Raw genomic sequence first — 26,706 nt, 5'->3', positions numbered from 1 at the left:
AATCAGCCGCGCGGATGCACGGGGCGTTTTCCTGCCCGGCAGTGTCTGTACAGCATGGGGTGCGCCGAGTACCATCGTCAGCGTAATGACCGACCCCGAGTGTTTCGTCCTGAAGGCAGGCGATATCGGCGCCGGTCTGTGCTGGCGGCCGCAATGCGGCCGCTTTCAAATGAATTCAAAGGAAGAGGTTGGCGGGATGATCACTGGCAGCATGGTCGCTCTGGCGACGCCCATGAAAGCCGATGGGGCCATCGACTGGGACGCCCTGAGGCATCTTGTAAGCTGGCATCTCGAGCATGGCACCGATGCCATTGTGGCGGCCGGCACCACTGGTGAGCCCACCACCATGAGCGTTGCCGAACACTTTGATGTGATTCGAACGGTCGTGGAAACGGTCAACGGCCGGGTGCCGGTCATTGCAGGCACCGGCGCCAACGCCACGGCCGAAGCCGTGGAGCTTGCCCGCTATGCCCGGGAGGTAGGTGCCGATTATTGCCTGTCGGTCACGCCCTATTACAACCGTCCGACACAGGAAGGGCTGTATCAGCACTTCAAGGCCGTGGCCAACGCCTGCGACCTGCCCGTCATCCTGTATAACGTGCCCAGCCGGACCGGGGTGGATCTCTACAATGAGACCACGCAGCGCCTGGCGGCGATCGACAACATCGTGGGGCTCAAGGATGCCACCGGCAATCTCGAGCGCGCCGAGGAGCTGATCGAGCGTCTCAAGGGCCGCGACTTTGCGCTTTACTCCGGAGACGATCCGACGGCCTGCGAGTTCATGCTGGCAGGCGGTCACGGCGCCATCTCCGTATCGGCCAACGTGGCGCCTCATGCCATGCACGAGCTTTGTACCGCCGCGATGAGCGGCGACTATGATCGCGCTCACCAGATTAATACGCGACTGATGCCGCTGCATTCGGTGCTGGGTATCGAGGCCAATCCGATTCCGGTCAAGTGGGCACTGCACGAGCTTGGCCTGATGGAAACCGGCATTCGTCTGCCGTTGACCTGGCTTTCCGATAAATACCAATCCACCGTAGCCGAGGCGCTGCAGCTGGCTGGAGTGATGGATCAATGAGCAGGACACGCTGGATGATGGTAACGCCACTGCTGCTCGCGCTGGGCGGCTGTGGCAGCGGCTATTATCATGATCGCAACAGCGAATACGCTGATGCGGAAATGACGCGACCGCTGGAGCTTCCGGCGTCGCGCGACCAGACGCGCTACCAGGATGCCATGCCGGTTCCACAGGCCACCAACGATTTCATCAGAAGCCGTGATGGTTACGAGCCGCCCCGCCCGCAGACCCTGTCCACCAGTGACCGCGAAACGCGCTTTGTCGAGCCTCGCGAGGCCGACGGCAGTCGCTGGCTGGTTGTGAGCGCCGCCCCCGGCGCGGTCTGGCCGCGGCTGCAGGAATTTGTGCGTGCCAACGGCTATCAGGTGCAAAACATCGATGGCAATACAGGGCAGATCACGACCGACCGCGGCGTGCTGTCGGTACGCCAGGGCATTCGTAACAACACCACGGATGTCTATTGCCAGCAGGGCGGTGCGAGCGTTGATGCCTGCTTGAGTCAGGTCAGTCAGTATCTCTCCTCCAGCGCGCCGGAAAGCGGTGTGTCGCTGGTGGCCCAGAACCTGTCACGCAACGACCGGGTGCGTCTGGAGAGTCGCGACGACAACTGGCGTCTGGCGCTGGCACTCGATTTCCCGCGGGCCTGGGCAGAGCTTGCCTGGCAGCTGGAGAACAACTACGAGACGCCCCAGCGTCGTTTGATTGATCAAAATCGCAGCGAGCGTGTCTTTACCGTGGCGTACACGGTCAAGGGCGAGGGCAGCTGGATTCCCTTCCGCGGCAGCAGCGACGAAACGCAGCAGTACCTGCTGCATGTATCGCCTGCCGACAACGCCACCTACGTCAGCGTGACCGACAGTGCCGGTAATCCGGTCGATCAGCAGAGGGCCCATGACCTGCTTGATGGTGTGGCCTCGATTCTGCGCTGATGCAGTTTGCATCGCTGGGTAGCGGCAGTCGCGGCAATGCCACTCTGGTCAGCAGTGCCGACACCACGATACTGGTGGACTGCGGCTTTGGGATTCGCGAGGCCGTCAGGCGCATGCAGACACTTCACATGGATCCGGCCACGCTGGCCGGTATCCTTGTGACACATGAGCATATCGATCACGTGCGTGGTGTGTTTGCCCTGGCGCGCCGGTTTGGCCTGACGATCTACATGACGGTGGGAAGCTGGCTGTCACTCCAGCCTGATCCTGCCATTAATGTCGTTCTGGTGACGCCGGAGGAGACCTGGAGCATCGGTGATCTTGATATCACGCCGGTCACCGTGCCGCACGATGCGCGCGAGCCGGTGCAGTACGTGATTCAGGCCGGCGTCTGTCGTCTCGGGCTTCTCACCGATCTGGGCATGGTCACACCGCATGTGATCAAGCGATATCAGCAGTGCGACGCGCTTTTTATCGAATGCAATCATGATGCACGGATGCTGGCCAACGGCCCCTATCCGCCGAGTCTCAAGCGTCGCGTCAGTGGCCGACTGGGGCATCTGTCCAATCGCCAGGCCGCCGCGCTTTTGCAAACACTTGGCACCGACCGGCTGCAGCGACTGGTTGCGTCGCATCTGTCGGAAAAGAATAATCTGCCCGAGCTTGCCTTCGATGCGATAAGGCCCCTGCTGGACGATGATGAATCGCGCCTGGTCATTGCACGCCAGGAGCGTACCGTTGACTGGCAGTCGGTCAGCTAAGGCGCCAGCATGACGGACGGGCCGTGACACAGGCCCGGCCTCAACCCATTTCTTTCCCATCACACTGTGATTCCCTGCCGGAGACTTTCGTGGAAAAACGCCAGGAACTTTATGCGGGCAAGGCCAAGTCCGTGTTTGAAACCGATAATCCCGATTATCTGATCCTTGAGTTTCGTGACGACACCAGCGCCTTTGACGGCAAGAAGGTCGAGCAGCTCGAGCGCAAGGGGCGCGTCAACAACCGCTTCAATGCCTTTATCATGAACGCTTTGAAAGAGGCCGGTATTCCGGTGCATTTCGAGCGTCTGCGCTCGGACACCGAGTGTGAGGTCAAGCGCCTGACCATGATGCCGGTAGAGTGCGTGGTGCGAAACATCGCCGCGGGCGGGCTGTGTCGTCGTCTTGGTGTGGAAGAAGGCATCGCGCTTGAGCCACCGACCTTTGAGCTCTTTCTCAAAAACGATGAGAAGGGCGACCCGATGATCAACGAGTCGCTGGCCGAAACCTTTGGCTGGGCGCGGCGTGAACATCTGGTCCGTGCGCGCGAGCTGACCTTTCAGATCAATGAAATTCTGCAGAAACTCTTTCTCAAGGGTGATCTGCTGCTGGTGGATTACAAGCTCGAATTCGGCCTGTTCCACGGTGAAGTGATGCTGGGCGATGAGTTTTCGCCCGACGGCTGTCGTCTGTGGGATGCCAATACCCGCGAGAAGATGGACAAGGACCGTTTCCGTCAGGGGCTGGGCGGTGTGATCGAGGCCTATGAAGAGGTCGGCCGTCGCATCGGTATCGATTTTGATCAGGCCATCGACTGACCAGGATCGAAACGGGTCGGCGACAATGCGTTGTCGCCGGCCGGTCAGGTCATTCGGATGAGTCTGTCGACCACGATCACGCTCTCATGGGCCCCGGGATGTTCGTCTGTCTCGATATGAAACTGGACGTCCAGGTCATGAAGGCGCACACCATAGCCACGCTCATCGCGCTTGTGTCGGCGATAGGCCGGGCGCGGGTCCTGCGACAGCACTTCACGGATCAGAAGGCCAAGGCTTTCCCCGTCAGGACGCGCGCTCAACGTCTGCTGACACTCGTCGCTTAATCGAACGTCGAGTCGTGGCGGCGGTTCGGGGGCAAAGCCGGCTCTGGCGTTTTCCGCACTGTCCGCCCAGGGCAGGTAGGGCTTGATATCCACCACCGGTGTGGCATCGACCAGATCGTGGCCGCGCAGTATCAGAATCGGCGCGGGGTCGTATTCGATGCCGACCAGCTCGACCAGCGACAGGCCCAGCCGGTTGGGGCGATGGGTCGAGCGTGAAGCAAAAACGCCAATTCGAGCATTGCCCCCCAGCCGCGGTGGGCGCACCAGCGATGTCCAGCGCGCGGGGCTCTGGTGGAATACAAAGCTGATCCACAGGTGGCTGAACTGCTCGAGCCCGCGGACGCCGTCGGGGTGGTCAAACGGGGCGTTGAACCGGAGCGTGGCCGTGGCGCTGGGGGCCAGTCCCGGCTGGCGTGGAATACCGAACTTGTCCGGGTAGCAGCTTTCGATGGTGCCGATGATATCCAGAGTCATCGAGGGCCCGGCGGAAGAGGGTGTGTCATGTGTTGTCATGATTTGATTATGCCATCTGGTCGTGCCCACGACATCCTGCGCGATGGCCATGACGGATGCGCCGCGGCGGCAGGGATCAACGGCGCCGTTGCGATGTCCAATCGGCATCGACACCGCCGACCCGGTGCAAGTGTGCAGGCATTGAGGCAAGGATAAACGATCATGACGGATTTCAACGGCGACGCTTCTGGTGCGCCGATGCTTTTCACCGAAAAGAGAATCAATACCACGCTTTTGGGGGTGGCCTTTGCCTTCTCGGTGGCAGGGGGGATTACCCTGCTGGTGCATGCCTGGCAGACGGGGCGCTACTGGCCGGTGGGGGCCATCGGCCTTGCGCTGATTGCCTGGGGGTTGATGGTCGGCAATAACCTGGCCGTGCGCCGGCGCCTGTCTCCCGTGCTCAGGCTGGAGGCACAGTGCGTGCGCTATATCGGCGGGCCTGCCTGGAAGCCCCACATGGTGACGCTGAATTTTTGCGATATAGCGGATGTTGAAAAGGTGGGCGGCAGCGGCATCAGGCTTCGCCTGCACCAGGCGCGCAAGCCACACCTGGTGCCGATCGGGCTGTTGTCAAAGCGCGACCGGGCGCAGTTCCTTCATGGGTTTCATGCCCGCTGTGATACCGCTCGGGTATCTCACTCCTCTGCCCGGGGCGTTTGATGGCCCTGCGTCGTGACAGCCTTGAGGGGAACAATGCCATGATCGTTGATCATCGCCTGGCAAGCGCTCGACAGGTGGTCTCGCCCAACGCCGATGTGCGCCCCGCCGATGAGATATCCCGGATCGTGTTGCATTCGATCAGTCTGCCGCCGGGCCATTTCGGGGGCGATGATATCGAAGCACTTTTCACCAATCGACTGGACTGGGACGCGCATCCCTTTTTCCAGTCGATTCGCGGGCTTCGAGTCTCGGCGCATCTGTTGATTCGCCGTGATGGCAGCTGCGTTCAGTTTGTGCCCTTTAATCGGCGCGCCTGGCATGCCGGCCGCTCCCGCTGGCAGGGTCGACAGGCACTCAACGACTTCACCATCGGCATCGAACTTGAAGGCGACGGGCGCGCCTTCACCCATGCACAGTATCAACACCTGGCAGACGCGCTGACAGCGCTGGAAGGCCACTATCCCGATATTGATGCCGGCGAGACGGTGACCCACGAGCAGGTAGCACCGCTTCGAAAGACCGATCCCGGGCCGAGTTTTGACCATCAGTATCTTTCAAGGCTCATGACACAACGTCGTGCCCGGCAAAGTACCTGACAGGGCACTGGCTCACGCGCGGGGAGGTGACTATTCTGGCTTGGGATTTGCCGCCTGTCTGTCGTGACAGGTGCAAAAGCACGGGCGCACTTTCCCCGGGAGCATCGCTGCGGCTTGTGCCACGGCCGGCGCGTCCGGAGAGGTTAATTGGCATGACTTCATGTTTGCGGTATCTTCGTCGTCCAATCAGAGCGCCCATGTTCGAGTGTTGCCTGTTTCGTTGATGGCTAACGAGTCGGAATCCGTTGCAGTGTCCTTATGGCTATCCGCGCCGATGACTGCACGTCCGATGCCATCGCTTGACGTATCCGGAAACCATGGCCCCTGTAAACATCGGGTGCCTATCCCGCCTTGAAAAGCGCCAGAGGCTCCAAAAGGGCCCGCTGACAACTTATCTTCATTCGGAGAGACGTCTATGAGTCTGGAGGCAAGAGAAGATCACGATCCGATCGAGACAAGGGAGTGGTTGGAAGCCCTGACATCGGTAGTGGATCGTGAAGGTGAGGATCGTGCTCAATATATCCTGAGCCGTCTGGCTGATCGCTTGCGCCGTGATGGCAAGCTGCCGCCGTTCTCCGTGAACACGCCCCACCGCAATACCATCCCCGTTCATCGCGAAGCCAAACTGCCCGGCGACATGTTCATGGAGCGCAAGATTCGCTCCGCGATCCGCTGGAACAGCGTGGCGCAGGTCATCCGCACCAACAAAAAGCACAAGGGACTGGGCGGCCACCTGGCCAGCTACATGTCCTGCGCCGTGCTTTATGAAGTCGGTTTCAACCATTTCTTTCGTGCCGACAGCGATGAGCAAAAAGGCGATCTGGTCTACATACAGGGCCACGTGACGCCCGGTATCTATGCCCGCTCCTTTCTCGAAGGGCGTCTGACCGAAGAACAGCTGGATACCTTTCGTCAGGAAGCCGTGGCTGAAGGTCTCTCTTCCTATCCCCACCCCTACCTGATGCCGGACTACTGGCAGTTCCCGACCGTGTCGATGGGACTGGGGCCGATTCAGGCCATCTATCAGGCGCACGTCATGAAGTACATGAACGCGCGTGGGCTGGCGGACATGGGCGATCGCAAGGTCTGGGCCTTTCTGGGCGACGGCGAGTGCGACGAGCCGGAATCACTGGGTGCCCTGCACCTGGCCAGCCGTGAAAAGCTCGACAACCTGATTTTCGTCATCAACTGCAACCTGCAGCGTCTGGACGGCCCGGTCCGCGGTAACGGCCGTATCATGGACGAGCTGGAAGGCATGTTCCGTGGTGCCGGCTGGAACGTCATCAAGGTGGTCTGGGGTGGCCTGTGGGACCCGCTGTTCGAGCAGGACAGCAAGGGCATCATGCAAAAGCGCATGGATGAGGCGGTCGACGGCGAGTATCAGAACTTCAAGGCCCGTGGCGGCGCCTATACACGCGAGAACTTCTTCGGCAAGTACCCGGAAACCACCGAAATGGTCAAGGACTACTCCGATGAGGACATCTATCGCCTCAATCGCGGTGGTCATGACCCGCAGAAGATGTATGCGGCCTACCATGAGGCGACCAACAACGCCAACGGTCGGCCGACCGTCGTTCTGGCGCATACCGTCAAGGGCTACGGCATGGGCGGCGGCAGCGGTGAGGCCGACATGGAAGCCCACCAGATCAAGTCGATGGAAAACGACGCGCTCAAGGTCATGCGCGACCGTTTCGGTATCCCGGTCTCCGACAAGCAGCTTGAAGAAGGCATGCCCTACTACAAGCCCGATGACGACAGCCCAGAGATGCGCTATCTGCATCAAAGGCGCAAGCAGCTGGGCGGCTATCTGCCGGCGCGTAAAAACGATTTCGAGCCCATCGAGATTCCGGGGCTGGATGACAAGATGTTCTCGTCCCAGACCAAGGGTTCGGGAGATCGTGAAGTCTCCACGACCATGTCGTTTGTGCGTGTGCTCAACGGTTTGGTAAAAAACAAGCAGTTCGGTCAGCAGGTGGTGCCCATCATTCCCGATGAGGCGCGCACGTTCGGCATGGAAGGCATGTTCCGCCAGATCGGTATCTACGCCGCCGAAGGTCAGAAATACGAGCCGATGGATACCGGCCAGATCATGTACTACCGCGAGGATCAAAAGGGTCAGATTCTCGAGGAAGGCATCAACGAGGCAGGCTCCATGGCCGCCTGGATTGCGGCGGCCACCTCCTATGCCAACCATCACGTCCCGCTGTTGCCGTTTTACATCTACTACTCGATGTTCGGCTACCAGCGCGTGGGTGATCTGGTCTGGGCAGCCGGTGATCTGCAGGCCCGTGGTTTCATGGTCGGCGGTACCGCCGGGCGAACCACCATCAACGGTGAAGGTCTGCAGCACCAGGACGGGCACAGCCATATCCTGATGTCCACGGTCCCCAACTGCCGCGCCTATGACCCCTGCTATGGCCACGAGCTGGCCGTGATTATGCAGGACGGTCTCAAGCGCATGTATCAGGACCGCGAAAGCTGCTTCTATTACCTGACGGTCATGAACGAAAACTATGTCCATCCCGAAATGCCGGAAGGCAGCGAGGAAGGCATCGTTCGCGGCATGTATCTGCTTCAGGAAGGCGAGAGCGACAAGAAGCAGCCGCGCGTACAGCTTCTGGGCAGCGGTACGATCCTGCGCGAAGTGGAAGCGGCCGCCGAGCTCCTGCGTGATGACTTTGGCGTGACCGCCGATGTCTGGAGCGTGACCAGCTTCAACGAGCTGCGTCGCGAAGCGCTGGAGTATGACCGTCAGCAGTTCCTCAACCCTGAAGGCGAGCAGCAAAAGCCCTGGGTCACGAGCTGCCTGGAAGGGCGCGACGGGCCGGTCATCGCCTCCACGGACTACATGAAGCTTTATGCTGATCAGGTGCGTGCGTGGGTACCGACCGACTTCCACGTTCTGGGCACCGATGGTTTCGGCCGCTCGGACACGCGTGAACATCTGCGTCGTTTCTTCGAAGTCGATCGCTATTTTGTCACCGTACTGGCGCTGCGCGCGCTGGCCAATCGTGGCGAGATCGATGCCAAAACCGTCAGTGACGCGATGAAAAAATACGACATCGACCCCGGCAAACCCAATCCGCTGGTGAGCTGAGGCGCCTGTCTCACAATAGTGCCGCCGGGTGAGCCAGAGGCTTGCCCGGCCCCGGCAACGGCCAGGTGATAAGGAGCGCGACCTTGAGTAGTGAAATTATTAAGGTACCCGACATCGGGGGCAGCGAGGGCGTCGAGATCATCGAGATCTCGGTCCAGGCCGGCGATACGATCGACGCCGAAGACACCATGATCGTGCTGGAGTCCGACAAGGCCAGCATGGACATCCCCGCACCGAAGGCCGGCAAGGTCAAGAAGGTACTGGTCAGCGAAGGGGACAAGGTGTCCGAAGGCGACGACATCCTCGAGCTTGAAGCCGAGGGTGAAGAAAGCGGCGACGCTGAAGACGACGATGGCGAGGCAGACGAGAACGACGATGACAAGTCGTCGGTCAAGGACAGCCGCAACGCCGAGCATCTCGAGGAAGAGGCCGAGGCCGACGAATCGGACGCTGAAGACGACAAGCCGAAGAAGTCCTCCTCGGGCAAGGGTGGCAAGCGTACGGTCGAAGTACGCGTACCGGATATTGGCGGCAGCGAAAACGTCGAAATCATCGAGATCGCGGTCAGCGAAGGCGATGACATCAGTGAGGAAGACGCGCTGATTACGCTGGAGTCCGACAAGGCCTCGATGGATGTGCCCAGCCCCTACAGCGGCAAGCTGGTCTCTCTGGAGCTCAAGGAAGGCGATACCGTCTCCGAGGGCGATCTGATTGGCACAATGGAGATCGCCGGCGAAGGCGATGACGACGGTGCCGATGAAGACGACACTTCCGATGATAATGACGGCGATAATGCCGATCATGAGGAAGACGCCGACGCCACAGATGAAAGCGAAGAAGACGAAGAAGACGAAGAAGACGACAGCGAAGGCGGTCGTCAGGCGCTGCGCGTACCGGATATCGGCGGCAGTGACAACGTCGAGATCATCGAAGTTTCGGTCAGCGAAGGCGATGAGATCAACGAGGAAGACGCGCTGATCACGCTGGAGTCTGACAAGGCCTCCATGGACATCCCCAGCCCCTTCAAGGGCAAGGTGGTGGAAGTCAGCGTCAAGGAAGGCGATACGGTCTCCGAAGGCGATCTGATCGGCTATATCGAAGTGGCCGGCAGCAAGGCGAAAAGCGCGTCCAAAAAGTCTTCCGGTGACACGTCGGATGCGAAGAAAAAGTCTGACGACTCGGCCAAAAAGACGTCTGATGACAAGTCTTCCGGTGACAAGTCCGATTCGAAAGGCAAATCCGGTGGCGGCTCGAAAGAGCGCAAAAAGCAGGACGTGCCGAATAGCGAGTCGAAAAAGGACGAGGGCAACTACGGCGGTGAACCCGGCCCCGAGGCCCGTCGCAATCAGGGCGAAAGCACTTCCGGCAGCAGCGTTCATGCCGGTCCTGCCGTGCGTCTGATGGCGCGTGAGCTGGGCGTGGAACTTGCCGAAGTCAAGGCCAGCGGGCCGAAGGGTCGCGTGCTGAAAGAAGACGTGGACGGCTTCGTCAAGCAGGTCATGAGCGATCGCAAAAAGGGTGGTGGTGCATCCGCTCAGCCGTCTGCGCAGGCGCAGGGGGGTGCCGGTATTCCGCCCATCCCGGCGATCGATTTCAGCCAGTTCGGCGAGATCGAAGAAAAGCCCATGGGCCGCCTGATGAAGGCCGGGGCGACCAACCTGCATCGCAGCTGGCTCAACGTGCCGCACGTGACCCAGTTTGATGAGGCTGACATCACCGAGCTCGAGAACTTCCGCAAGGCGATGAAGGACGAGGCCGCTCAGCAGGGGGCGAAGCTTACGCCGCTGCCGTTCATGATCAAGGCGGCTGCGCATGCGCTGGCGAAGTATCCGCAGTTCAACGTGTCGCTGCATCCGGATGGCGACAAGCTGATCCAGAAAAAGTACTTCAACATTGGCGTGGCGGTAGATACACCCAATGGTCTGATGGTGCCGGTGATTCGCAACGTGGATCAAAAGGGCATTGTCGAACTGGCGAAGGAAGTCATCGACCTCGCCGGCCGCGCTCAGGAAGGCAAGCTCAAGCGTGAGGAGATGCAGGGCGGCTGCTTTACCATTTCGAGTCTCGGCTCGATCGGTGGTACGGCGTTTACCCCCATCGTCAACGCGCCTGAAGTGGCCATTCTTGGCGTATCGAAGTCGCAGATGAAGCCGGTGTGGAATGGCCAGGAGTTCAAGCCGAGGCTGATGTGTCCGCTGTCGCTGTCCTACGACCATCGCGCCGTCAACGGTGCCGATGCGGCACGCTTTACGGCGTATCTGGCAGCGATTTTGACCGACATACGTCGATTGACCATGTAAACCCTGCCGACGTATCGAGGCGGCCCTTCGGGGTCGCCTTTTTTGTGGGCGCCCGGGCGCTCGAGGTCGTCAATATGTCGCAGAGACGCCGACTTCGCTTGTGCCCGGATGGCGCCTGTCGTTATTGTTGCGTTTTATTGTCAAACGGCTTGCCGATGAGTGTTGTCCGGTAGGGCCGGCTTTGATCATGAGTCATTTATTGAGGAGCGGTTTTTCATGCGTTTGATCCTGTTGGGCGCCCCTGGTGCGGGTAAGGGGACGCAGGCCCGATTCATCTGTGAACGCTTCGATATCGTCCAGATTTCGACCGGCGATATGCTGCGGGCGGCCGTCAAGGAAGGCAATGAACTGGGCCAGAGGGTCAAGGAGGTCATGTCCGCCGGTCAACTCGTCTCCGACGATCTGATCATTGAGCTGGTCAGAGAGCGTATCGCTCAACCCGATTGCGCCAATGGCTTTTTGTTTGATGGCTTCCCCCGAACGATCGTACAGGCCGATGCGCTCAAGGAGGCCGGCATCGATCTGGACCATGTGCTTGAAATCCACGTGGCCGATGAAGAGATCATCAGCCGGCTTTCCGGGCGCCGTGTTCATCCGGGCTCGGGCCGTGTTTATCATATCGATAACCATCCGCCATTGACGGTTGATATCGACAACGAAACCGGCGAGGCGCTGATTCAGCGCGAAGATGATCGCGAAGAGACTGTGCGCCATCGTCTGGAGGTCTATCATGACCAGACTGAACCGCTGATCGCCTATTATCAAAAGCTGCAGCAGCAGGCGCCGCAACAGGCACCGGCGTTTCATCGGATCGAAGGTGTCGGCAGTGTCGAAGATATTCGCGCTCGAGTCGTTGAAGCGCTCACCGCCTGAGGCGACATCGTGACAAGGCTTGAAAAAACCGCATGCCCCAGGGCATGCGGTTTTTTTTGTGTCCGAATTTTTCTTTATAACTGTGCAGTTACGCCTGTTTTTACCAAACGTTGCGGAATGGTTGACCGCGCATGGTGTCTCTTTAACGGCGGTGTCATGATGCGCTGCTTCCATGGGCCGCGGTCATTTGTGTTGTCATGTGTTGCCCTTGAAAGACGGCAGTAAAAGCGTTTTGGACGAGTGTTAATACCCACGTATAATGCCGCCTCATTTTCGACTCAGACGTAACGAGACCATGACTAGCCTGCTGGCCCTTGATGCTTCTTCTTCTGCCTGCTCCGTGGCCCTCTGGATGGACGGTAATGTGATCAGCAGGGTAGAGCATGCCCCGCGTGGTCATACCCGCCGTCTAATGCCCATGATCGATGCGCTGCTCGATGAAGCCGGGATTGCCCGAAGCGCGCTGGATGCGATCGCCTACGGCCATGGTCCCGGCGCCTTTACCGGCATTCGCATTGCAGCAGGCGTGGCCCAGGGGATTGCCTACGGTCTGGAACGTCCGCTGCTGGGCATTTCCACACTGCGGGCACTGGCGCAGGGAGCCTGGCAGCGTGACGGTGCCGGCTTGATCATGCCGGCGCTGGATGCGCGTCTGGGAGAGCTCTATGTCGCGCTGTATCAGGGCGGGCAGGGGCAGCTGGACACTGTGATGGCCGATGCCGTCATGGCGCCCGAGGCGCTGGCGCTGCCATCGTGTCAGCCCGGGTCGGTCACCATGATCGGCAGCGGCGTGGCCCTTCGGGACAGGCTGTCGTTCGAGGTTCGAGAATGTGTGGGTACAACGCTTGAAGGTCGCGAGCCCGAGGCGCGTGACATCGTACAACTGGCCGCCATTGATTTTGCCTCGGGGCTGATCACCAGCCCTCAGCAGGCCCTTCCCATCTATCTGCGTGATCAGGTTGTTTCCAGCAAGCGTTAAGGATGCCTTCTATGGATTGGTTACATGTGGTGGTGCTCTCCTTTATTCAGGGGATCTCCGAATTTTTGCCGGTGTCGTCATCGGCGCACTTGATTCTGCCATCACAGCTGTTTGGCTGGCCCGATCAGGGGCTGGCGTTCGATGTTGCCGTTCATGTCGGTACGCTTCTGGCCGTTGTCATCGCTTTTCGCAAGGATGTCGTCGCCATCATTCAGGGCTGGTGTGCGCAGGTCTTCAAACAGCGCCCCAATGAGGAAGGGCGTATCGGCTGGGCGGTCATCATTGCCACTCTGCCGGCAGGGATTCTGGGTTTTCTCGGTGATGATTACATCAGCGTTTATGCTCGTTCAGGGCTGGTAATTGCCACCACCACTATCATCTTTGGCCTGCTGCTGTGGTGGGCGGATGTCAAGGGCATCAGAAAGCTTGTCATGTCGCAGATGACGCTGAAAAACGCGTTGCTGCTGGGGCTGGCACAGGCACTGGCGCTGATTCCGGGCACGTCGCGCTCGGGCATTACCATCACGGCGGCGTTGCTTCTGGGCTATACCCGTCAGACGGCGGCGCGCTTTTCGTTTTTGATGTCGATTCCTCTGATTCTGGCGGCGGGTACCTTCAAGGCCGTGGAACTTGCCGAGACCGGCGCCGACACGCACTGGCTGCCCATACTGGGCGGCGTCGTGCTGTCCTTTTTGTCAGCGCTTGCCTGTATCAAGCTCTTTCTGGCCGCGCTGGATCGTATCGGCATGCTGCCCTTTGTCATCTATCGCATGATTCTGGGCGTCATGCTGTTTATCTTTCTGGCATGACTCCGTTGGATGTTGTCACGCCGCCCGTGGTGCTGGGTGATGACGCCCAAAGCCGTGCCCTGGCTGATCGGCTGGGGCTGGTCGTGGTGGAAACGCCGGGCGGTGACGATCTGTGGCTGCGCTACGGCGAGCATGGGCTGGAGCTTGGCGGTGACAGACGGCAGTTCGGGGCGCCGATACGTGCCGATCTGGTCGGTGGAGGCGTGGCGCACCGGCGTCAGTTCGGTGGCGGGCGTGGTCAGCTCATCGCCCGTGCCTGCGGGCTGAAGCAGGGCGTGTCACCGGAGATCATTGACGCCACGGCAGGGCTTGGGCGCGACAGTGCGGTACTGGCATCGCTGGGCTCGCCGGTGTTGATGATCGAGCGTCACCCGGTGGTTGCCGCGCTTTTGCTGGACGCGCTGGAGCGGGCCGGCGCCATCGAGGCATTGAAGCCGCTGACGCAGCGGCTTCGGTTTGCTCAGGGCGACAGCAGCCAGACGCTGTCGGCACTGGTGGCCGCCTCGGGGGTTACCCCGCAGGTCATTCATCTGGATCCCATGTACCCGCATCAGGACAAGTCGGCGCTGGTGAAAAAGGAAATGCGCCTTTTCCGTCGTCTGGTCGGAGACGATGTGGACACGGCGCAGCTTCTGACTCAGGCGCTCGATACCGCCACGCATCGGGTGGTGGTCAAGCGGCCCAAGGGCGCCCCACCCATCGAAGGGCCGCCCCCCAGCCATGACATCGTCTCCAAAAACAGCCGCTACGACCTCTACGTGCACCGCTCGCTGAAGCCGTCACGCTGAGGCTTCGGTGTGTGCCCGCCCGGCGGTCAGTTCCGTCAGGCGATGGCGCAGGGTCGGGTCAAAAAGCGTTCGGCTTTTAAGCAGCGCCTCGGGCAGGCGAGCATCGAAATTGAGCCTTTCCTGTGATTGCCATAGCCAGCCGTCGCGCTCCAGGCTGTCCAGCAGCCCGGCAAACAGACGACGGTCAAAGAATTCCGGGGCGTTGAGCCCCTGCAGGCGGGTCAACCGCTCTGCGAGCAGCTGACTCTGGTCTTCGAGCATTTCCCGACTGATAGTGCCACTGGGATAGTGCATCAGCGTCGAGAACAGGATAAAGCCGCGTTCAAGCGTCGGCTGAATCGCCCGGCCCAGCAGGTAAAGCCTTTCACGCGCCTCGTCTCCCGTCTCGGGGCGCTGCCAGTATTCGCCCTTTTGTTTTAAAAGGCCCAGTGCCACGAAAACGTCCAGCACATCGTTGAGATGTTCGGTGAACGCCGTGTTGTCCTCTTCGATGAAGTACTCCTGACGCAGTGCCGGCCAGATGGGGGCCAGCAGGCTGTCGAGCGTTTCGAAGTCAAGGCGGGCGTTGTTGCGAAAGGCGAAGGCCACCAGCGCATGAAGGGCAAACAGGTGCAACACGTTGTTGCGATACCAGGTCAACAGCGGCGCACGCTCGTCACTGACCGTGATCAGATCGCCCAGCGAGTGCTCGATACGGCTCACCATGCCCAGATATTCGCTGCGCTCGACCCACTCGTTGGGGCCCTGCTCTGGCAGGCGAACGCGTTTGCCGCCCGGCAGCTGCGCCTGCAGCGCGTACAGCGTCTTGAGCTGGCGCAACAGCAGATCGATCTCGATGGTGCGGTGGGGGGTGGCCAGCATCGTCAGGGCCACCATTGAAATGGGCGTCAGCGCGGCGGCGTGATTGATGCGCGTGGCAATCTCCTGACTCAGGTCCGGGACTGCCTCACGCAGCCAGTCGGCCTCGGCGCCGTCTTTTTGCGAACGCCAGTCGGGAAAGCGCTGATCCAGATAGCGGCCCAGCACCAGGGGCTCTCCCACACTGACCTGCACACGCCCGAACGGCTGGCGCAGATGGCGCAGTACGCGCAAAAGCCCCAGCGGACTTTCCTTGCGTTTTTCGCCCGTTCGCAGCTCGCGGATGTAGGCGTTGGACTCGATAACCTTTTCATAGCCGATATAGATCGGCACGAAGGCCAGCTCGCGGTTGGGCGCGCGGGCATGGGAGCGCAGGGTCATCGACAGCATACCGGGGCGCGGCGAGAGCATGCGCCCGGTGCGCGAGCGTCCCCCCTCGATGAAATATTCGACCGGATGACCCTGGGAGAGCAGCTGGTGAAGGTATTCGTTGAACACGGCGGCGTAGAGCCGATTGCCCCGAAAGCTGCGGCGCATGAAAAAGGCGCCGGCACGCCGCAGCATCGGACCGATCACGGGCATGTCGAGGTTGCGACCGGCGGCGATGTGCGGCGGCATCAGCCCCTGTTGATAAAGCACATAGGAGAGCAGCAGATAGTCGATATGACTGCGATGACAGGGTACATAGACCAGCTCGTGCGTCCCGGCCAGGGCTTCAACATCCTCGATACCGTGGACATCGACGCCATCGTAGAGCCGGTTCCACAGTCGTCCCAGCACCTGGTAGAGAAACCGCAGTACCGGCGCGGACATGTTGGCGGCGATTTCGAACCCGTAGCGCTCGGCGCGCTGCAGGGCTCGGTCATCCGATTCACCCCGTTGCTGGGCGCTTTGATGGGCGGCATTTCGTACGGCCGGCTGGCGCAGTACGCGCCGAATGAGCGTACGACGATGGGACAGGTCCGGGCCGATGGCCTGCAGCCGCACGCGGCGGAAGTAGCGTCGTAGAAAGCGGGTGATACGAATGCGGTTGAACTGCTTATCCACATCGCCGTGCGCCATCAGCGTGCGCAGCGATACCGGCGTACCCAGGCGAATCTCGAGCGAGCGGCCATTGATGATCATGCCGGCCAGACGCTGAAGACGGCCTACCAGCGACCAGCCATCGGCGGTCAGCAGATGGCGCAGGCCCACGCGTTCGCGCTGTGGCGCGCGCCCCCAGAAAAGAGTGACCGGGACGAGATCCACGTCGCTGTCGGGATGCTGCTCCAGTGCCGTGATCAGATGATCCAGCGAGGTCGACCGGTCCACATGGCCCCGGTGATGGCGATAATGGGCGGCGTCGAAAAGGGCCAGTCGTGCGGGAAAGCGATGGCCATGGGCCAGACAGACGCTGTCTTCCGGAGAGGGCATATTGTAGCGCTGACAGAAAATGGACAGCGCCATGCGATCGGAAAGGGCCGAGACCGGCAGCACGTAGATCACCGGGCGTGTGCTGTCGGTAACAAGGGATTCGGGACGTTCGGGGTCGACACTGCGAAAGCGCAGCCAGCCACCGAGCAGCCGACAACCCAGTCGCTGCCAGAATCCCTGGGAAGACGTTTCAGACATGGCCATTGTTCGCTCGCTGAATCGGGGACGCGGAAGGTTCTGATAACCTGAAAGGGAGATCTGCACCGATCCGATGACATGGCACTATAGTATAGCGCTGGCTGAATCGACATGGCCCACCGGGCAAGGCAGGGGAAGCAACATGAGAGAGCAGTGGCGTGACGGCAACCATTTTGCCCTGTTGCCGACGGCGGAGTGTTTCGTGCCCGCACTGCTTGAGGCCATCGACCATGCACACACATCGATTCTGATCGAGCTCTATCTCGTCGAGGACGGCGAGATGGGCGAGCGGTTTTTTGCAGCCCTGATACGGGCTGTCGCGCGCGGCGTTGACGTGCGGCTTCTGATCGATGCCTGCGGTTCGTGGTCGCTGTCTGATGAGAGCAAGCAGCGTCTGGTGAGAGCAGGCGTGTCGCTGCGTGAATTCAATGTCCTCTCGCTCCGGCATGTGGGGCGCTTCATTTCGCGCGACCACCGCAAGCTGGTCGTCATCGACGGTCACACCGCTTTCACGGGCGGCTTTGGCGTCAACGATCAGTTTCTCAGCTCATGGTTCGAAGTGGCCGTGCGTATTACCGGGCCTTGCGTCGAGGACTGGATTCAATTATTCAATCGGGTATGGCGTTCGCGCCGGACGCGCGATTTTGCAACCGGGGCTCGGCGACGGAGCAGCGCGGCGGCGACGTCGGAGACGGCGCACGGGGAGGGGAGCATGGTCGGCCGCGTGGTCTGGGGGCAGGGCTATCGCTATCAGGCCATCCGCCGTTCGCTACAGCATCAGGTTGGCAGTGCCCGTGAGCGGATATGGATCTGTACGCCCTATTTCGTGCCCACCCGAACCCTGCGGCGCCAGCTGCGAAGAGCGGCACGTCGTGGCGTGGATGTCCGGCTGCTGCTGGCGGCGCGCGATCATGACCATCCCAGCGTGCGCTACGCCGGGCAGCGCTTTTTTGCCCGACTTTTACGCTCGGGGGTGCGCATCTTCGAGTTTCAGCCACGCTTTATTCATGCCAAGTTCAGCCTGTGCGACGGCTGGGCGACCATCGGTTCGTGCAACTTCGATCACTGGAGCCTGCAGTGGAATCTCGAGGCCAACCAGGAGATCGATGATCCCGATTTCGCCACCGAGCTGGGCGGGCTGTTTGAGCATTGCTTTGACCAGTGCCATGAGATCAGCGCAGCCCACTGGGCGTCTCGCTCGCGAGGCCAGCGGCTGCGTGAGTGGGGCTATGGCGTCATGGATGCCCTGATTACCCGCCTGCGCTGAAGGCGTTTTGCCTCAACGCCTGTTACCGGCCCTTTCCCGGACCCCGACCGCCCCGGTTGTTGCCGCCGGACTTGTTCTTTGTCCCCTTGCCGGCCTTTGACGGCGCCGGCTTTTCGACCGGGGCGCGCTGCAGCAGGTACAGATCCAGCGTCAGCTCGGCCAGCTGGCCTGCCAGGCGCGTTGCTTCGCTCGGCTGTTGGCCGAGTGCGGCAAGCTCCGGGTCTTCTTCGTCAAAGAGTCCGGACAGGGTCATGAAGGGCAGCAGCAGCTCAGCGGCGGTCTCCTCCTGCGCGCCGAACCAGGCCTGCTCATCCAGAAAGACGCCTTCCATGAAGCCGGCACACCAGAGTCGTACGGGATGTTCCTCGTTGTCTTCGCCACTGTCTTCGAATTCGAGATCGAAGGGCAGATCCGGGATGTTGCCGTTTTCAAAGGCATCGACGGCGTTGCTCAACAGGGCGTCCAGCGCGTCGAGTGTCTCCTGACGCTGCTGGTCGCCGTCAAACTCGGGCGTTGTGTCAAAGATCAGGGCATGTCGCTCATCGCGGTCATGAGATACGGTCGAGATGGCCAGCGCCGTCAACAGGCCGTGCGCTCCGAACAGATCGAGGGCTTCTTCGCTGACGCGCTCGGAATCGAGAAACTCGAACAGCGCGTCGAGGCGGTCGTCTTCCAGAAGCGCTACCGGTTGAGGCGTATCGGCCGTGATATCATTCATTGAGCAGTATCCATACAGTAAGCGGCGCGTTGCGCGGCAGTCGAACCGCCGGGTTGAGAGCTGACAGTTTACCATCCATGACCGATTTTCCCGCCAGCGACATCGATGACTTTCCCTTGGGGGAGGCCAGTCAGGCACGGCTTGAAGCCTGCGTGGCAGGATGTCTGCGTCGCGCGCGAGCCCACTATCCCGATCTGCCTGCTCCCCGGGTATGGTGTGACCTGCGCGGGCGCAGTGCCGGCCAGGCCCATTACGGTCGAGGCGGGCTGCGCTTTAACATGACGCTCTACAGTGAGCAGCCCGAGGCCTTTTTGTCGGAAGTCGTGCCTCACGAGATGGCCCACTGGGTCGTTCATCATGTCTTTCCCGGGCGGGTGCGCCCGCATGGCGTGCAGTGGCAGCAGGTCATGACCGACATCTTTGATCGAGCGCCCAACGTCACCCATCGCTTTGATATCTCGCGTGCCAGCCCTGCTCCCTATCGCTACGCCTGTGGCTGTCGCCATCACTATTTTACCCGTCGACGCCATAACAACGAGCGTCGAGGCAGTCGCTATCGCTGTCGTCACTGCGGCCACACGCTGCGTCTTGAAGGCGTCGTCGCCGATCCGGACACAGGGAGATTGGTCGAACAGTGACCATGGTCTAATGGTCAGTCAGCCCCTGCATAACGCTAATCTAAGGGTCACACTATCCATGATGGGGCCCTTGCCTCATCAGATCGAGGAGAGGCGACATGAGCCAGACTGCCCGGGACATGGCAGGTGCCGCACAAAAGCTGCCTGGTCCGATCAGCGAGCAGGACTATCGCGAGCGCTATCGTTATTCGATCGAATCTCCTGAAGCCTTCTGGCGCGAAGAGATGCAGCGTCTTGACTGGATGCGCACGCCGGAAAAAACGCTCGACGGCCATTTCGGCGACAATCACTCCCGCATCAAGTGGTTCGAGGACGGCACGCTCAATGCCTCGGTCAACTGCCTTGATCGTCATCTTGACAGCCGCGGCGACAAGCCGGCCATTATCTGGGAAGGCGACAACCCCGATCATCAGCGAATCATTACCTACCGCGAGCTGCACTGCCAGACGGGGCAGTTTGCCAACATGCTCAAAGCGCTCGGCGTAGGGCGCGGGGACACCGTTACCCTGTACATGCCGATGATTCCCGAGGCGGCCATTGCCATGCTGGCATGTGCCCGCATCGGTGCCGTGCACTCGGTGGTATTTGGCGGCTTCTCTCCGGAGGCGCTGGCCGGGCGCATATCGGACTGCGCCTCTCGCGTGGTGATTACCGCCGATATCTCGCGTCGCGGCGGCAAGCAGGTAGCGCTCAAGAAAAACGTTGATGAGGCGCTGGCCATCAAGGGGACCGACTGCGTCGAGCACGTGCTGGTCGTTCCCTGTGGCGAGGACCCCATCGACTGGCAGTCACGCGATATCGATGCCTGCGCGATGATGCGTGAGCAGTCGATGGAGTGTGATCCCGAGGAGATGGGCGCCGAAGATCCGCTGTTCATTCTCTACACCTCGGGCTCGACCGGTACGCCCAAGGGGTTGATGCATACCACGGGCGGCTATCTGCTCTATACGGCCATGACCCATGAGCAGATCTTTGATCTGCGTGAGGACGATGTCTACTGGTGTGCCGCCGATGTGGGCTGGGTCACCGGCCACTCCTATGTGGTGTATGGCCCGCTGGCCAATGGAGCCACCACGGTCATGTTTGAAGGCGTGCCGAGCTATCCGGATTACGGCCGGGTGGGTGAAGTGATCGACCGGCACAATATTACGATTTTTTATACGTCACCGACGGCTATCCGCGCCATGATGGGTCACGGTGATCACGTCATGGACAGCAGTCGGCGTGACTCACTGCGCCTGATCGGCACGGTCGGCGAGCCCATTAATCCACAGGCCTGGCATTTCAGTCATCAGGTTATCGGTAACGGGCGCTGTCCCATCATGGATACCTGGTGGCAGACCGAGACCGGCGGTCACATGATGGCGCCGCTCACCGACGTCGAAAGCGTCAAGCCCGGCGCGGCCATGCGGCCCTTTTTCGGCATTCGCCCGGCCCTGATGGATGCCGAGGGCAAGCGTATCGAAGGCGAGGGCGAGGGCAGTCTCGTGATCGAGGGCAGCTGGCCGGGTCAGGCGCGCACCATCTGGGGCAACCACGAGCGCTTTGAGGAAACCTACTTCAGCACGCACCCTGGCGCCTACTTTACCGGGGACGGCGCGCATCGTGATGCCGACGGCGATTACTGGATCACCGGTCGCATCGATGACGTGCTCAACGTTTCCGGCCATCGAATGGGAACGGCGGAAATCGAATCGGCGCTGGTAGCGCATCCGGCCGTGGCCGAAGCCGCCATTGTGGGCTTTCCTCATGACATGAAGGGGCAGGGCATCTATGCCTATATCACTTTGATGCAGGGCGCCGAGCCCAGTGATGCGTTGCGAACGGAGCTCAATGACGTGGTACGTCGGGATATCGGCGCGATCGCCAAACTCGATGCCATCCAGTGGGCGCCGGGATTGCCCAAGACGCGTTCGGGCAAGATCATGCGTCGCATCCTTCGCAAGATCGCAGCCAATGAGGTCGATGGTCTGGGCGATATCAGCACCCTGTCAGACCCTGACGTCGTGGAAGCCCTGATCAGGGAGCGAGTTAACCACTAGCGAATATGCTCATCTGCTTCTGTATCACGACAAGCGCGTCATCTTGTCGCATAATGAACGTTGGCACCGCAAAACGGTTGCCAACGTTTTATTTTGGAAATAAAAAAATCATGGGATAACATGCCGACATTGCTGGTTACACTAGTCTGATCGGCAGGTGGCATGACGACGCGTGGCCTTGCACTGCTGATGACGTGGCTGACCGCGTTTTGACCGGGGCCTGGCCGTCCTGAATGATACGGGGAATCCTGGAGGAAACCGCATGGCCTTTGCCCAGAAGTTTATCGTGGCAGACGATCACCCCTTGTTTCGTGCGGCACTGACGCAGTCCCTGCGTCAGGTAGCGGCCAATGCCGAGATTGTTGAAGCCGATACCATGGAAGCCACCATCGAGGTCGTCACGCGTCATCCCGACGCCGACCTGATTCTTCTGGATCTGCGTATGCCCGGAGCACACGGCTTTTCAGGCCTGATACAGCTGCGGGGACAAATGCCCGACATCCCTGTGGCGGTTATCTCCGGCAGTGAAGAGCCGCAGGTGGTTCGCCGCTCGCTTGATTACGGTGCCTCGGGTTTCATTCCCAAGTCGGCGTCGCTGGACACGATCGCTGGAGGCATCAGTGCGATTCTGGATGGTGAAATCTGGCTCCCGCCGGAAATGGCCGACTACCTGGGAGACGGTGACGAGGAGGAAGCCAAGTTTGCCGCGGCCATCGCCTCACTGACGCCGCAGCAGTTTCGCGTGCTCAACATGCTCACAGAGGGGCTTTTGAACAAGCAGATCGCCTACGATCTCAATGTTTCCGAGGCGACCATCAAGGCGCACGTCACGGCCATTTTGCGCAAGCTGGGTGTGCACTCGCGTACTCAGGCCGTCATCGCAGCCCAGAAGCTTGAAGTAGAGCCATCACGCGTCGAGAACTAAAGTCAGGTTCAGGCGTTAAAAAATCCCGGCATGGACCGGGATTTTTTGTGTCTGCCATCATGTCAGTGCAGACGCCGATTGGCCTGAAGGGTTCGGGTCAAAAGCGCCCTTAGCGCTGCCGGACGAACCGGCTTGTTGAGCAGATGATAGCCGGCGCGACGAATCAGATCAGCGACCTCTTCGGTGCGATCGGCGGTGATCACGATACCCGGGACGTCACCGGTAAAGCGCTCGGCGAGCGACTCCAGTGCCATCAATCCGGTGACCTCGTTATCGAGATGGTAGTCGGCCAGAATGATATCGGGTTCGCCGGTCATGTTGCGCACCACCGAGCGGGCGCCGCCGATCGAGGTGGCCGTGAAAACCTCGCATTCCCAGCCTTCCAGCATGGCTTTCATGCCTTCCAGCGTCATGGTTTCGTTGTCGATACAGATCACGCGCGCGCCGCGGATACGGTTGCCGGCGCTTTTCTGTGCCGTCTGCGTTTCCTCGCGGGTGAGCGTGGCGCCATGCTTGAGCGGCACGGTCAGCCCGAACACCGTGCCATGGCCTTCTCTTGAGCGAATGGTAATCGGGTGATCCAGCACGCGCGCCATGCGATCAGCGATGGAAAGCCCCAGTCCCAGCCCCTTTTCACTCTCGCGATGGCGCGATTTCTGATCCAGACGACGAAACTCCTGAAAGATTTCGGCCTGGCGGGACTCCGGAATACCGGGGCCGGTATCCCAGACCTCGATCGACAGCTGCTCGCCCCGGCGGCGACAGCCCAGCAGTGCCCGGCCGTGCTGGGTATAGCGCAGGGCGTTGGAAAGGAAGTTCTGGATGATGCGTCTGAGCATCTGGGGGTCGCTGTCAATGACGGCGCCCGTTTCGACCATGTCCAGATCCAGCCCGCGATCCTGAGCCATGACCGAAAACTCGGCATACAGCGGGCGCAGGATCTCATTGAGCGCAAAGACCTGGCGTCGGGGCGTCAGGGCGCCGGCATCCAGCTTTGAGATGTCCAGCAGTGTGCCCAGAAGCTCTTCTGCAGCCTGCAGCGAGTTGTCGATGTGGACCAGAGTGTCGTGATGCTCGCTCTCTTCCAGGCGCTGGGTGAGCGCCGAGGTGAACAGTCTTGCAGCGTTGAGCGGCTGAAGCAGGTCGTGGCTTGCCGCGGCCAGAAAGCGCGTTTTCGAGGCGTTGGCGGTTTCGGCAACCTGCTTGGCCTGACGCAGCGCCAGCTCGGCTTCGGAGCGCACCCGGTTTTCCTGGCGCAGGGCGCTGTTGACCTCGGAAAGCTCGTGGGTACGTTCACGAACGCGCTCTTCCAGATTTTCGTTGGTCTCCTTGAGTGCAATCTCGGCGAGCCGACGCTCGGTAATGTCCTGATAGAGCGCGAAAAAGCCCAGCACGCGACCGCCCTCGCCAAAATGCGGCGTGTAGGTGGCCAGCATATAGCGGGTGCCGCCTTCACGGTCGGGCTGGGAGAGCTCCCACGAAACACGCTCGCCGTTGAGCGCACGCGACATCCAGGGTGCGCGCAGGCGCCACATGCCGGGCGTCATGACCTCTTCGGCGCGCTTGCCGATGGCCTGAAGACGATCCACTTCCATGGCGGTTTCATAGGCGCGATTGGTAAAGAGGTAGTGACAGTCGCGATCAAAATAGGCGATCAGTGCCGGCACGTTGTCGGTATAGATACGGATGTTGTTTTCCGAGCGGATCAGCGCCTCTTCGGTGCGCTTTTGATCGGTCACATCCTGATAGGTATAGACAAAACCGCCGCCCACCATGGGGTTGCCATGAATGTCGAGCACGCTATCATCCTGTCGATAGCGCTGATAGTGATGTGCATGACCGCTTCGAATGTTGTCCATCAGCAGTCGCACGTGCTCTTTCGGGTCGCCGGGACCGTATTCGCCGTGCTCGGCGTTGTATAAAAAGATGCGCTCGATGGGTTCGCCGACATGGATCAGATGGTCGGGGAAGCGAAACAGCTCCAGATAGCGCTGGTTCCAGACCACGATGCGCAGCTTGTGATCCACCACCATGACGCCCTGATTGATGTTCTCGATGGTGGCCTGCAAAAGCGATCGATTGAACTCGAGCACCTGCGAGGCCTCGTCAACAATGGAGACCACATCAGAGATCGACACGTCCCGGCCGGAGAGCGCCGAGTTCACCACGATACGCGCCGAGGAGGCGCCAATGGCCGAGGCCAGCAGACGCTCGGTGAAGCCGATCAGATCGATCGAGGCACGCATGCCCGGGTCCAGGCGCTGCTGATGGCGCCAGCCGTAATCGCTGAAGGCGCGCTCGACCTGATCTTCGTTGAGAAAGCGTCGGGACAGCGCCTTGAGATCGCTCACCGAAGTGGTGCCGCCCCAGGGGCGATTGATCAGGGTCTGATGAGAGGCCACGCTGTCGACGAACAGCGAGGCCTGAATGCGCTCGACCACGCGCTGCTGCGTGACCTGGGAGAAAAAGATATAGCAGAACAGATTCACGCCCAGCGACAGCAGCACGCCCTGGGTGATGGGGTCGTTCAGCGATAGCCCGAGCAGATTGGAAGGGCTGAGCAGCTCGATCCCCATCGGGCCGGTATCGATGGGGAAGGCGAACAGCCCGGCGCGTACCAGCGTGGGCAGCAGCAGGGTGTAGCCCCAGATCAGAAAACCAAGCCCCAGCCCCAGACTGACCCCCAGGCGATTGCCCCGCTTCCAGTAGAGGCCACCGATCAGCGCCGGGGCCAGCTGGGCCAGGGCTGCCAGCGACAGCACCCCAAGGCTTGCCAGCGAGCTTGACGCTGCGGTGAGCTGGTAAAAGCCATACGCCAGCGCCAGCGTCAGCACGATAATCAGGCGGCGAATGCGCAGTACCCACCGGGCATAGTCACCGTGACGGGCATCGAATCCCTTGAAGCGTAAAAGCAAGGGGATAACGACTTCGTTGGAGATCATGATCGACAGCGTCACGGCGGCCATGATGACCATGCCGCTGGCGGCGGCGAAGCCCCCGATGAAGGTGATCATGACAAGCCAGGGCTGGTCGGCCACCATGGCCAGATGCAGCACCCAGGTGTCCGGGTCCAGACCGCGACCTTCAAACAGCGTCATGGCTGCTACGGCCAGCGGGAGCACGAAAAAGCCGGCGGCCACCAGATAAAGCGGGAAAAGCCAGCGGGCCCGGGCCGTATCATCGGTACTGGTATTTTCGACCACGGTGACGTGGAACTGTCGCGGTATGCAGAACACGGCCAGCATGGCTAGTAGTGTCTGTGTCCAGAACCCCTGCCCGAAACTGGCGCTGCTGAAATGGCTGCCGGCGGAAAGATCACTTACCGCGCGGCTGGAGAGTTCGCCCAGCCCGTCAAATACCCCCCAGGTAATCAGGGCGCCCAGCAGCACGAAGGCACCCAGCTTGACCACCGATTCAAAGGCGATGGCCTGGATCAATCCCTCGTGGTGTTCGGTGGCATCGGTGTGGCGTGTGCCGAACAAAATGGCAAAAAGGGCCATGAGAGCGGCGACATAAAACGCGGTATCCCCGAGGATCGGGGAGCGTACGATGTCGTTGTTGGCGGTGAGCACCATAAAGCTTGCCGCCATGGCCTTGAGCTGCAGAGCCAGATAGGGAAGGGTGCCCAGCAGGGCGACCAGGCTGGCCAGCGCGGCCAGCGCCTGGGTCTTGCCGTAGCGTGAGGCAATAAAATCGGCGATCGAGGTGATATTTTGTCGCTTGGCGACGCGAATCATCTTGGTCAGGATCGGCCAGAACAGTAAAAAGGCGAGAATCGGGCCCAGAAACACGCTGAGATACTGCAAACCCGAATCGGCCACCTGACCGACGCTGCCATAGAAGGTCCAGGAAGTGCAGTAAACCGCCAGCGCCAGGCTGTAGACCAGCGGTCGGCGCTTTGCCGGCCCCAGTCGTCGTGCCCGCTGGTCGCCACGCCAGGCAATGCCAAAGAGGGTGGCAATGTATAAAAGCGAGATGGTGAGCAGTAACCAGCCCTGAAACATCGTGAAAATCCTTGCCTGACCCGCGTAACGGCTGCTTCATGGTGACAGCCTTGAAATACCGATAACGACCCGGTGTGTACCGATGCGTTATCGCCCCCTCAAACCCCGCACACACTGTCGGGTCTTCGCCTGCGCCTGGCGGCGATGGTAAAGTAGCG

At 60.6% G+C, this 26,706-nt stretch carries 20 protein-coding genes; 16 read left to right on the top strand and 4 right to left on the bottom strand.

The window, feature by feature from the left end; genetic code table 11:
• Positions 1–196 precede the first annotated feature (196 nt).
• The 4 genes from dapA (at position 197) to purC (ending at position 3,586) form a co-directional block, all read left to right on the top strand.
• Positions 197–1,081: a 4-hydroxy-tetrahydrodipicolinate synthase gene (gene dapA / locus ACS92L_RS07805; protein WP_438768249.1), complete on the top strand. Its 885-nt coding sequence runs from the start codon at positions 197–199 to the stop codon at positions 1,079–1,081.
• Positions 1,078–2,010 carry an outer membrane protein assembly factor BamC gene (gene bamC, locus ACS92L_RS07800; protein ID WP_438768247.1) on the top strand — a complete coding sequence of 311 codons (933 nt, stop codon included), beginning with the start codon at positions 1,078–1,080 and terminating at the stop codon, positions 2,008–2,010. Before dapA ends, bamC begins: the two co-directional genes overlap by 4 nt.
• Positions 2,010–2,771 (top strand): MBL fold metallo-hydrolase, encoded by a 762-nt coding sequence (locus ACS92L_RS07795; protein WP_438768245.1) that lies wholly within the window; start codon positions 2,010–2,012, stop codon positions 2,769–2,771. Before bamC ends, ACS92L_RS07795 begins: the two co-directional genes overlap by 1 nt.
• 89 nt (positions 2,772–2,860) lie before the next feature.
• Positions 2,861–3,586, top strand: coding sequence for a phosphoribosylaminoimidazolesuccinocarboxamide synthase (gene purC, locus ACS92L_RS07790; protein WP_438768244.1), 726 nt, complete (start codon positions 2,861–2,863; stop codon positions 3,584–3,586).
• 44 nt (positions 3,587–3,630) lie between these two features.
• On the opposite strand, the gene tsaA is transcribed toward purC, so the two are convergent.
• Positions 3,631–4,344 carry a tRNA (N6-threonylcarbamoyladenosine(37)-N6)-methyltransferase TrmO gene (tsaA, locus tag ACS92L_RS07785; protein ID WP_438768242.1) on the bottom strand — a complete coding sequence of 238 codons (714 nt, stop codon included), beginning with the start codon at positions 4,342–4,344 and terminating at the stop codon, positions 3,631–3,633.
• A gap of 201 nt (positions 4,345–4,545) precedes the next feature.
• On the opposite strand from tsaA, the gene ACS92L_RS07780 reads away from it, so the two are divergent.
• From ACS92L_RS07780 to ACS92L_RS07745, 8 genes are all read left to right on the top strand, one after another.
• Positions 4,546–5,043 (top strand): hypothetical protein, encoded by a 498-nt coding sequence (locus tag ACS92L_RS07780; protein WP_438768241.1) that lies wholly within the window; start codon positions 4,546–4,548, stop codon positions 5,041–5,043.
• Positions 5,043–5,639: a 1,6-anhydro-N-acetylmuramyl-L-alanine amidase AmpD gene (gene ampD, locus ACS92L_RS07775; RefSeq protein WP_438768239.1), complete on the top strand. Its 597-nt coding sequence runs from the start codon at positions 5,043–5,045 to the stop codon at positions 5,637–5,639. Before ACS92L_RS07780 ends, ampD begins: the two co-directional genes overlap by 1 nt.
• Positions 5,640–6,054: 415 nt before the next feature.
• Positions 6,055–8,736: a pyruvate dehydrogenase (acetyl-transferring), homodimeric type gene (aceE, locus tag ACS92L_RS07770; protein WP_438768238.1), complete on the top strand. Its 2,682-nt coding sequence runs from the start codon at positions 6,055–6,057 to the stop codon at positions 8,734–8,736.
• A gap of 83 nt (positions 8,737–8,819) precedes the next feature.
• A complete protein-coding gene (gene aceF / locus ACS92L_RS07765; RefSeq protein WP_438768237.1) occupies positions 8,820–11,036 on the top strand; it encodes a dihydrolipoyllysine-residue acetyltransferase in 2,217 nt (738 codons plus the stop codon).
• Between the two features lie 216 nt (positions 11,037–11,252).
• Positions 11,253–11,909: an adenylate kinase gene (gene adk / locus ACS92L_RS07760; protein WP_438768235.1), complete on the top strand. Its 657-nt coding sequence runs from the start codon at positions 11,253–11,255 to the stop codon at positions 11,907–11,909.
• Positions 11,910–12,204: 295 nt separating this feature from the next.
• On the top strand, positions 12,205–12,888 hold the full coding sequence (gene tsaB, locus ACS92L_RS07755; RefSeq protein ID WP_438768234.1) for a tRNA (adenosine(37)-N6)-threonylcarbamoyltransferase complex dimerization subunit type 1 TsaB: 684 nt from the start codon (positions 12,205–12,207) through the stop codon (positions 12,886–12,888).
• A gap of 11 nt (positions 12,889–12,899) precedes the next feature.
• Positions 12,900–13,697, top strand: coding sequence for an undecaprenyl-diphosphate phosphatase (locus ACS92L_RS07750; RefSeq protein ID WP_438768232.1), 798 nt, complete (start codon positions 12,900–12,902; stop codon positions 13,695–13,697).
• Positions 13,694–14,485 carry a class I SAM-dependent methyltransferase gene (locus ACS92L_RS07745; protein WP_438768231.1) on the top strand — a complete coding sequence of 264 codons (792 nt, stop codon included), beginning with the start codon at positions 13,694–13,696 and terminating at the stop codon, positions 14,483–14,485. The genes ACS92L_RS07750 and ACS92L_RS07745 overlap by 4 nt, the downstream gene beginning before the upstream one ends.
• Here the strand turns inward: ACS92L_RS07745 and plsB are convergent.
• Entirely contained in the window at positions 14,477–16,954 is a 2,478-nt protein-coding gene (gene plsB, locus ACS92L_RS07740; RefSeq protein WP_438768229.1) for a glycerol-3-phosphate 1-O-acyltransferase PlsB, read from the bottom strand. The two genes, ACS92L_RS07745 and plsB, sit on opposite strands and share 9 nt — an antisense overlap.
• 142 nt (positions 16,955–17,096) lie before the next feature.
• Here plsB and ACS92L_RS07735 point away from each other — a divergent pair, with 142 nt between their 5' ends.
• The gene (locus ACS92L_RS07735; protein ID WP_438768228.1) at positions 17,097–18,221 is read left to right on the top strand and encodes a phospholipase D-like domain-containing protein; all 1,125 of its coding nucleotides are present in this window, start codon (positions 17,097–17,099) and stop codon (positions 18,219–18,221) included.
• Between the two features lie 22 nt (positions 18,222–18,243).
• On the opposite strand, the gene ACS92L_RS07730 is transcribed toward ACS92L_RS07735, so the two are convergent.
• Positions 18,244–18,939, bottom strand: a complete 696-nt coding sequence (locus ACS92L_RS07730; RefSeq protein WP_438768227.1) for a YecA family protein — start codon at positions 18,937–18,939, stop codon at positions 18,244–18,246.
• 77 nt (positions 18,940–19,016) lie between these two features.
• On the opposite strand from ACS92L_RS07730, the gene ACS92L_RS07725 reads away from it, so the two are divergent.
• The 3 genes from ACS92L_RS07725 to ACS92L_RS07715 all read left to right on the top strand — a co-directional run bounded on the left by ACS92L_RS07725 (position 19,017) and on the right by ACS92L_RS07715 (position 22,544).
• Complete coding sequence (locus ACS92L_RS07725) at positions 19,017–19,577, top strand: SprT family zinc-dependent metalloprotease (RefSeq protein ID WP_438768225.1); 561 nt, start codon at positions 19,017–19,019, stop codon at positions 19,575–19,577.
• Between the two features lie 119 nt (positions 19,578–19,696).
• Positions 19,697–21,619 carry an acetate--CoA ligase gene (acs, locus tag ACS92L_RS07720; RefSeq protein ID WP_438768440.1) on the top strand — a complete coding sequence of 641 codons (1,923 nt, stop codon included), beginning with the start codon at positions 19,697–19,699 and terminating at the stop codon, positions 21,617–21,619.
• Between the two features lie 262 nt (positions 21,620–21,881).
• Positions 21,882–22,544, top strand: coding sequence for a response regulator (locus ACS92L_RS07715; protein ID WP_086622302.1), 663 nt, complete (start codon positions 21,882–21,884; stop codon positions 22,542–22,544).
• A 62-nt stretch (positions 22,545–22,606) separates the two neighbouring features.
• Here ACS92L_RS07715 and ACS92L_RS07710 read toward each other — a convergent pair whose 3' ends face one another.
• Positions 22,607–26,548, bottom strand: coding sequence for a hybrid sensor histidine kinase/response regulator (locus ACS92L_RS07710; protein WP_438768224.1), 3,942 nt, complete (start codon positions 26,546–26,548; stop codon positions 22,607–22,609).
• Positions 26,549–26,706 lie beyond the last annotated feature (158 nt).

Origin of the sequence: Kushneria halocnemicola (genome assembly GCF_965650455.1) — a bacterium.
Lineage (GTDB): Bacteria > Pseudomonadota > Gammaproteobacteria > Pseudomonadales > Halomonadaceae > Kushneria.
Note: the sequence above shows the minus strand (reverse complement) of the source record. Positions and strands in the feature narration are given on the sequence as shown.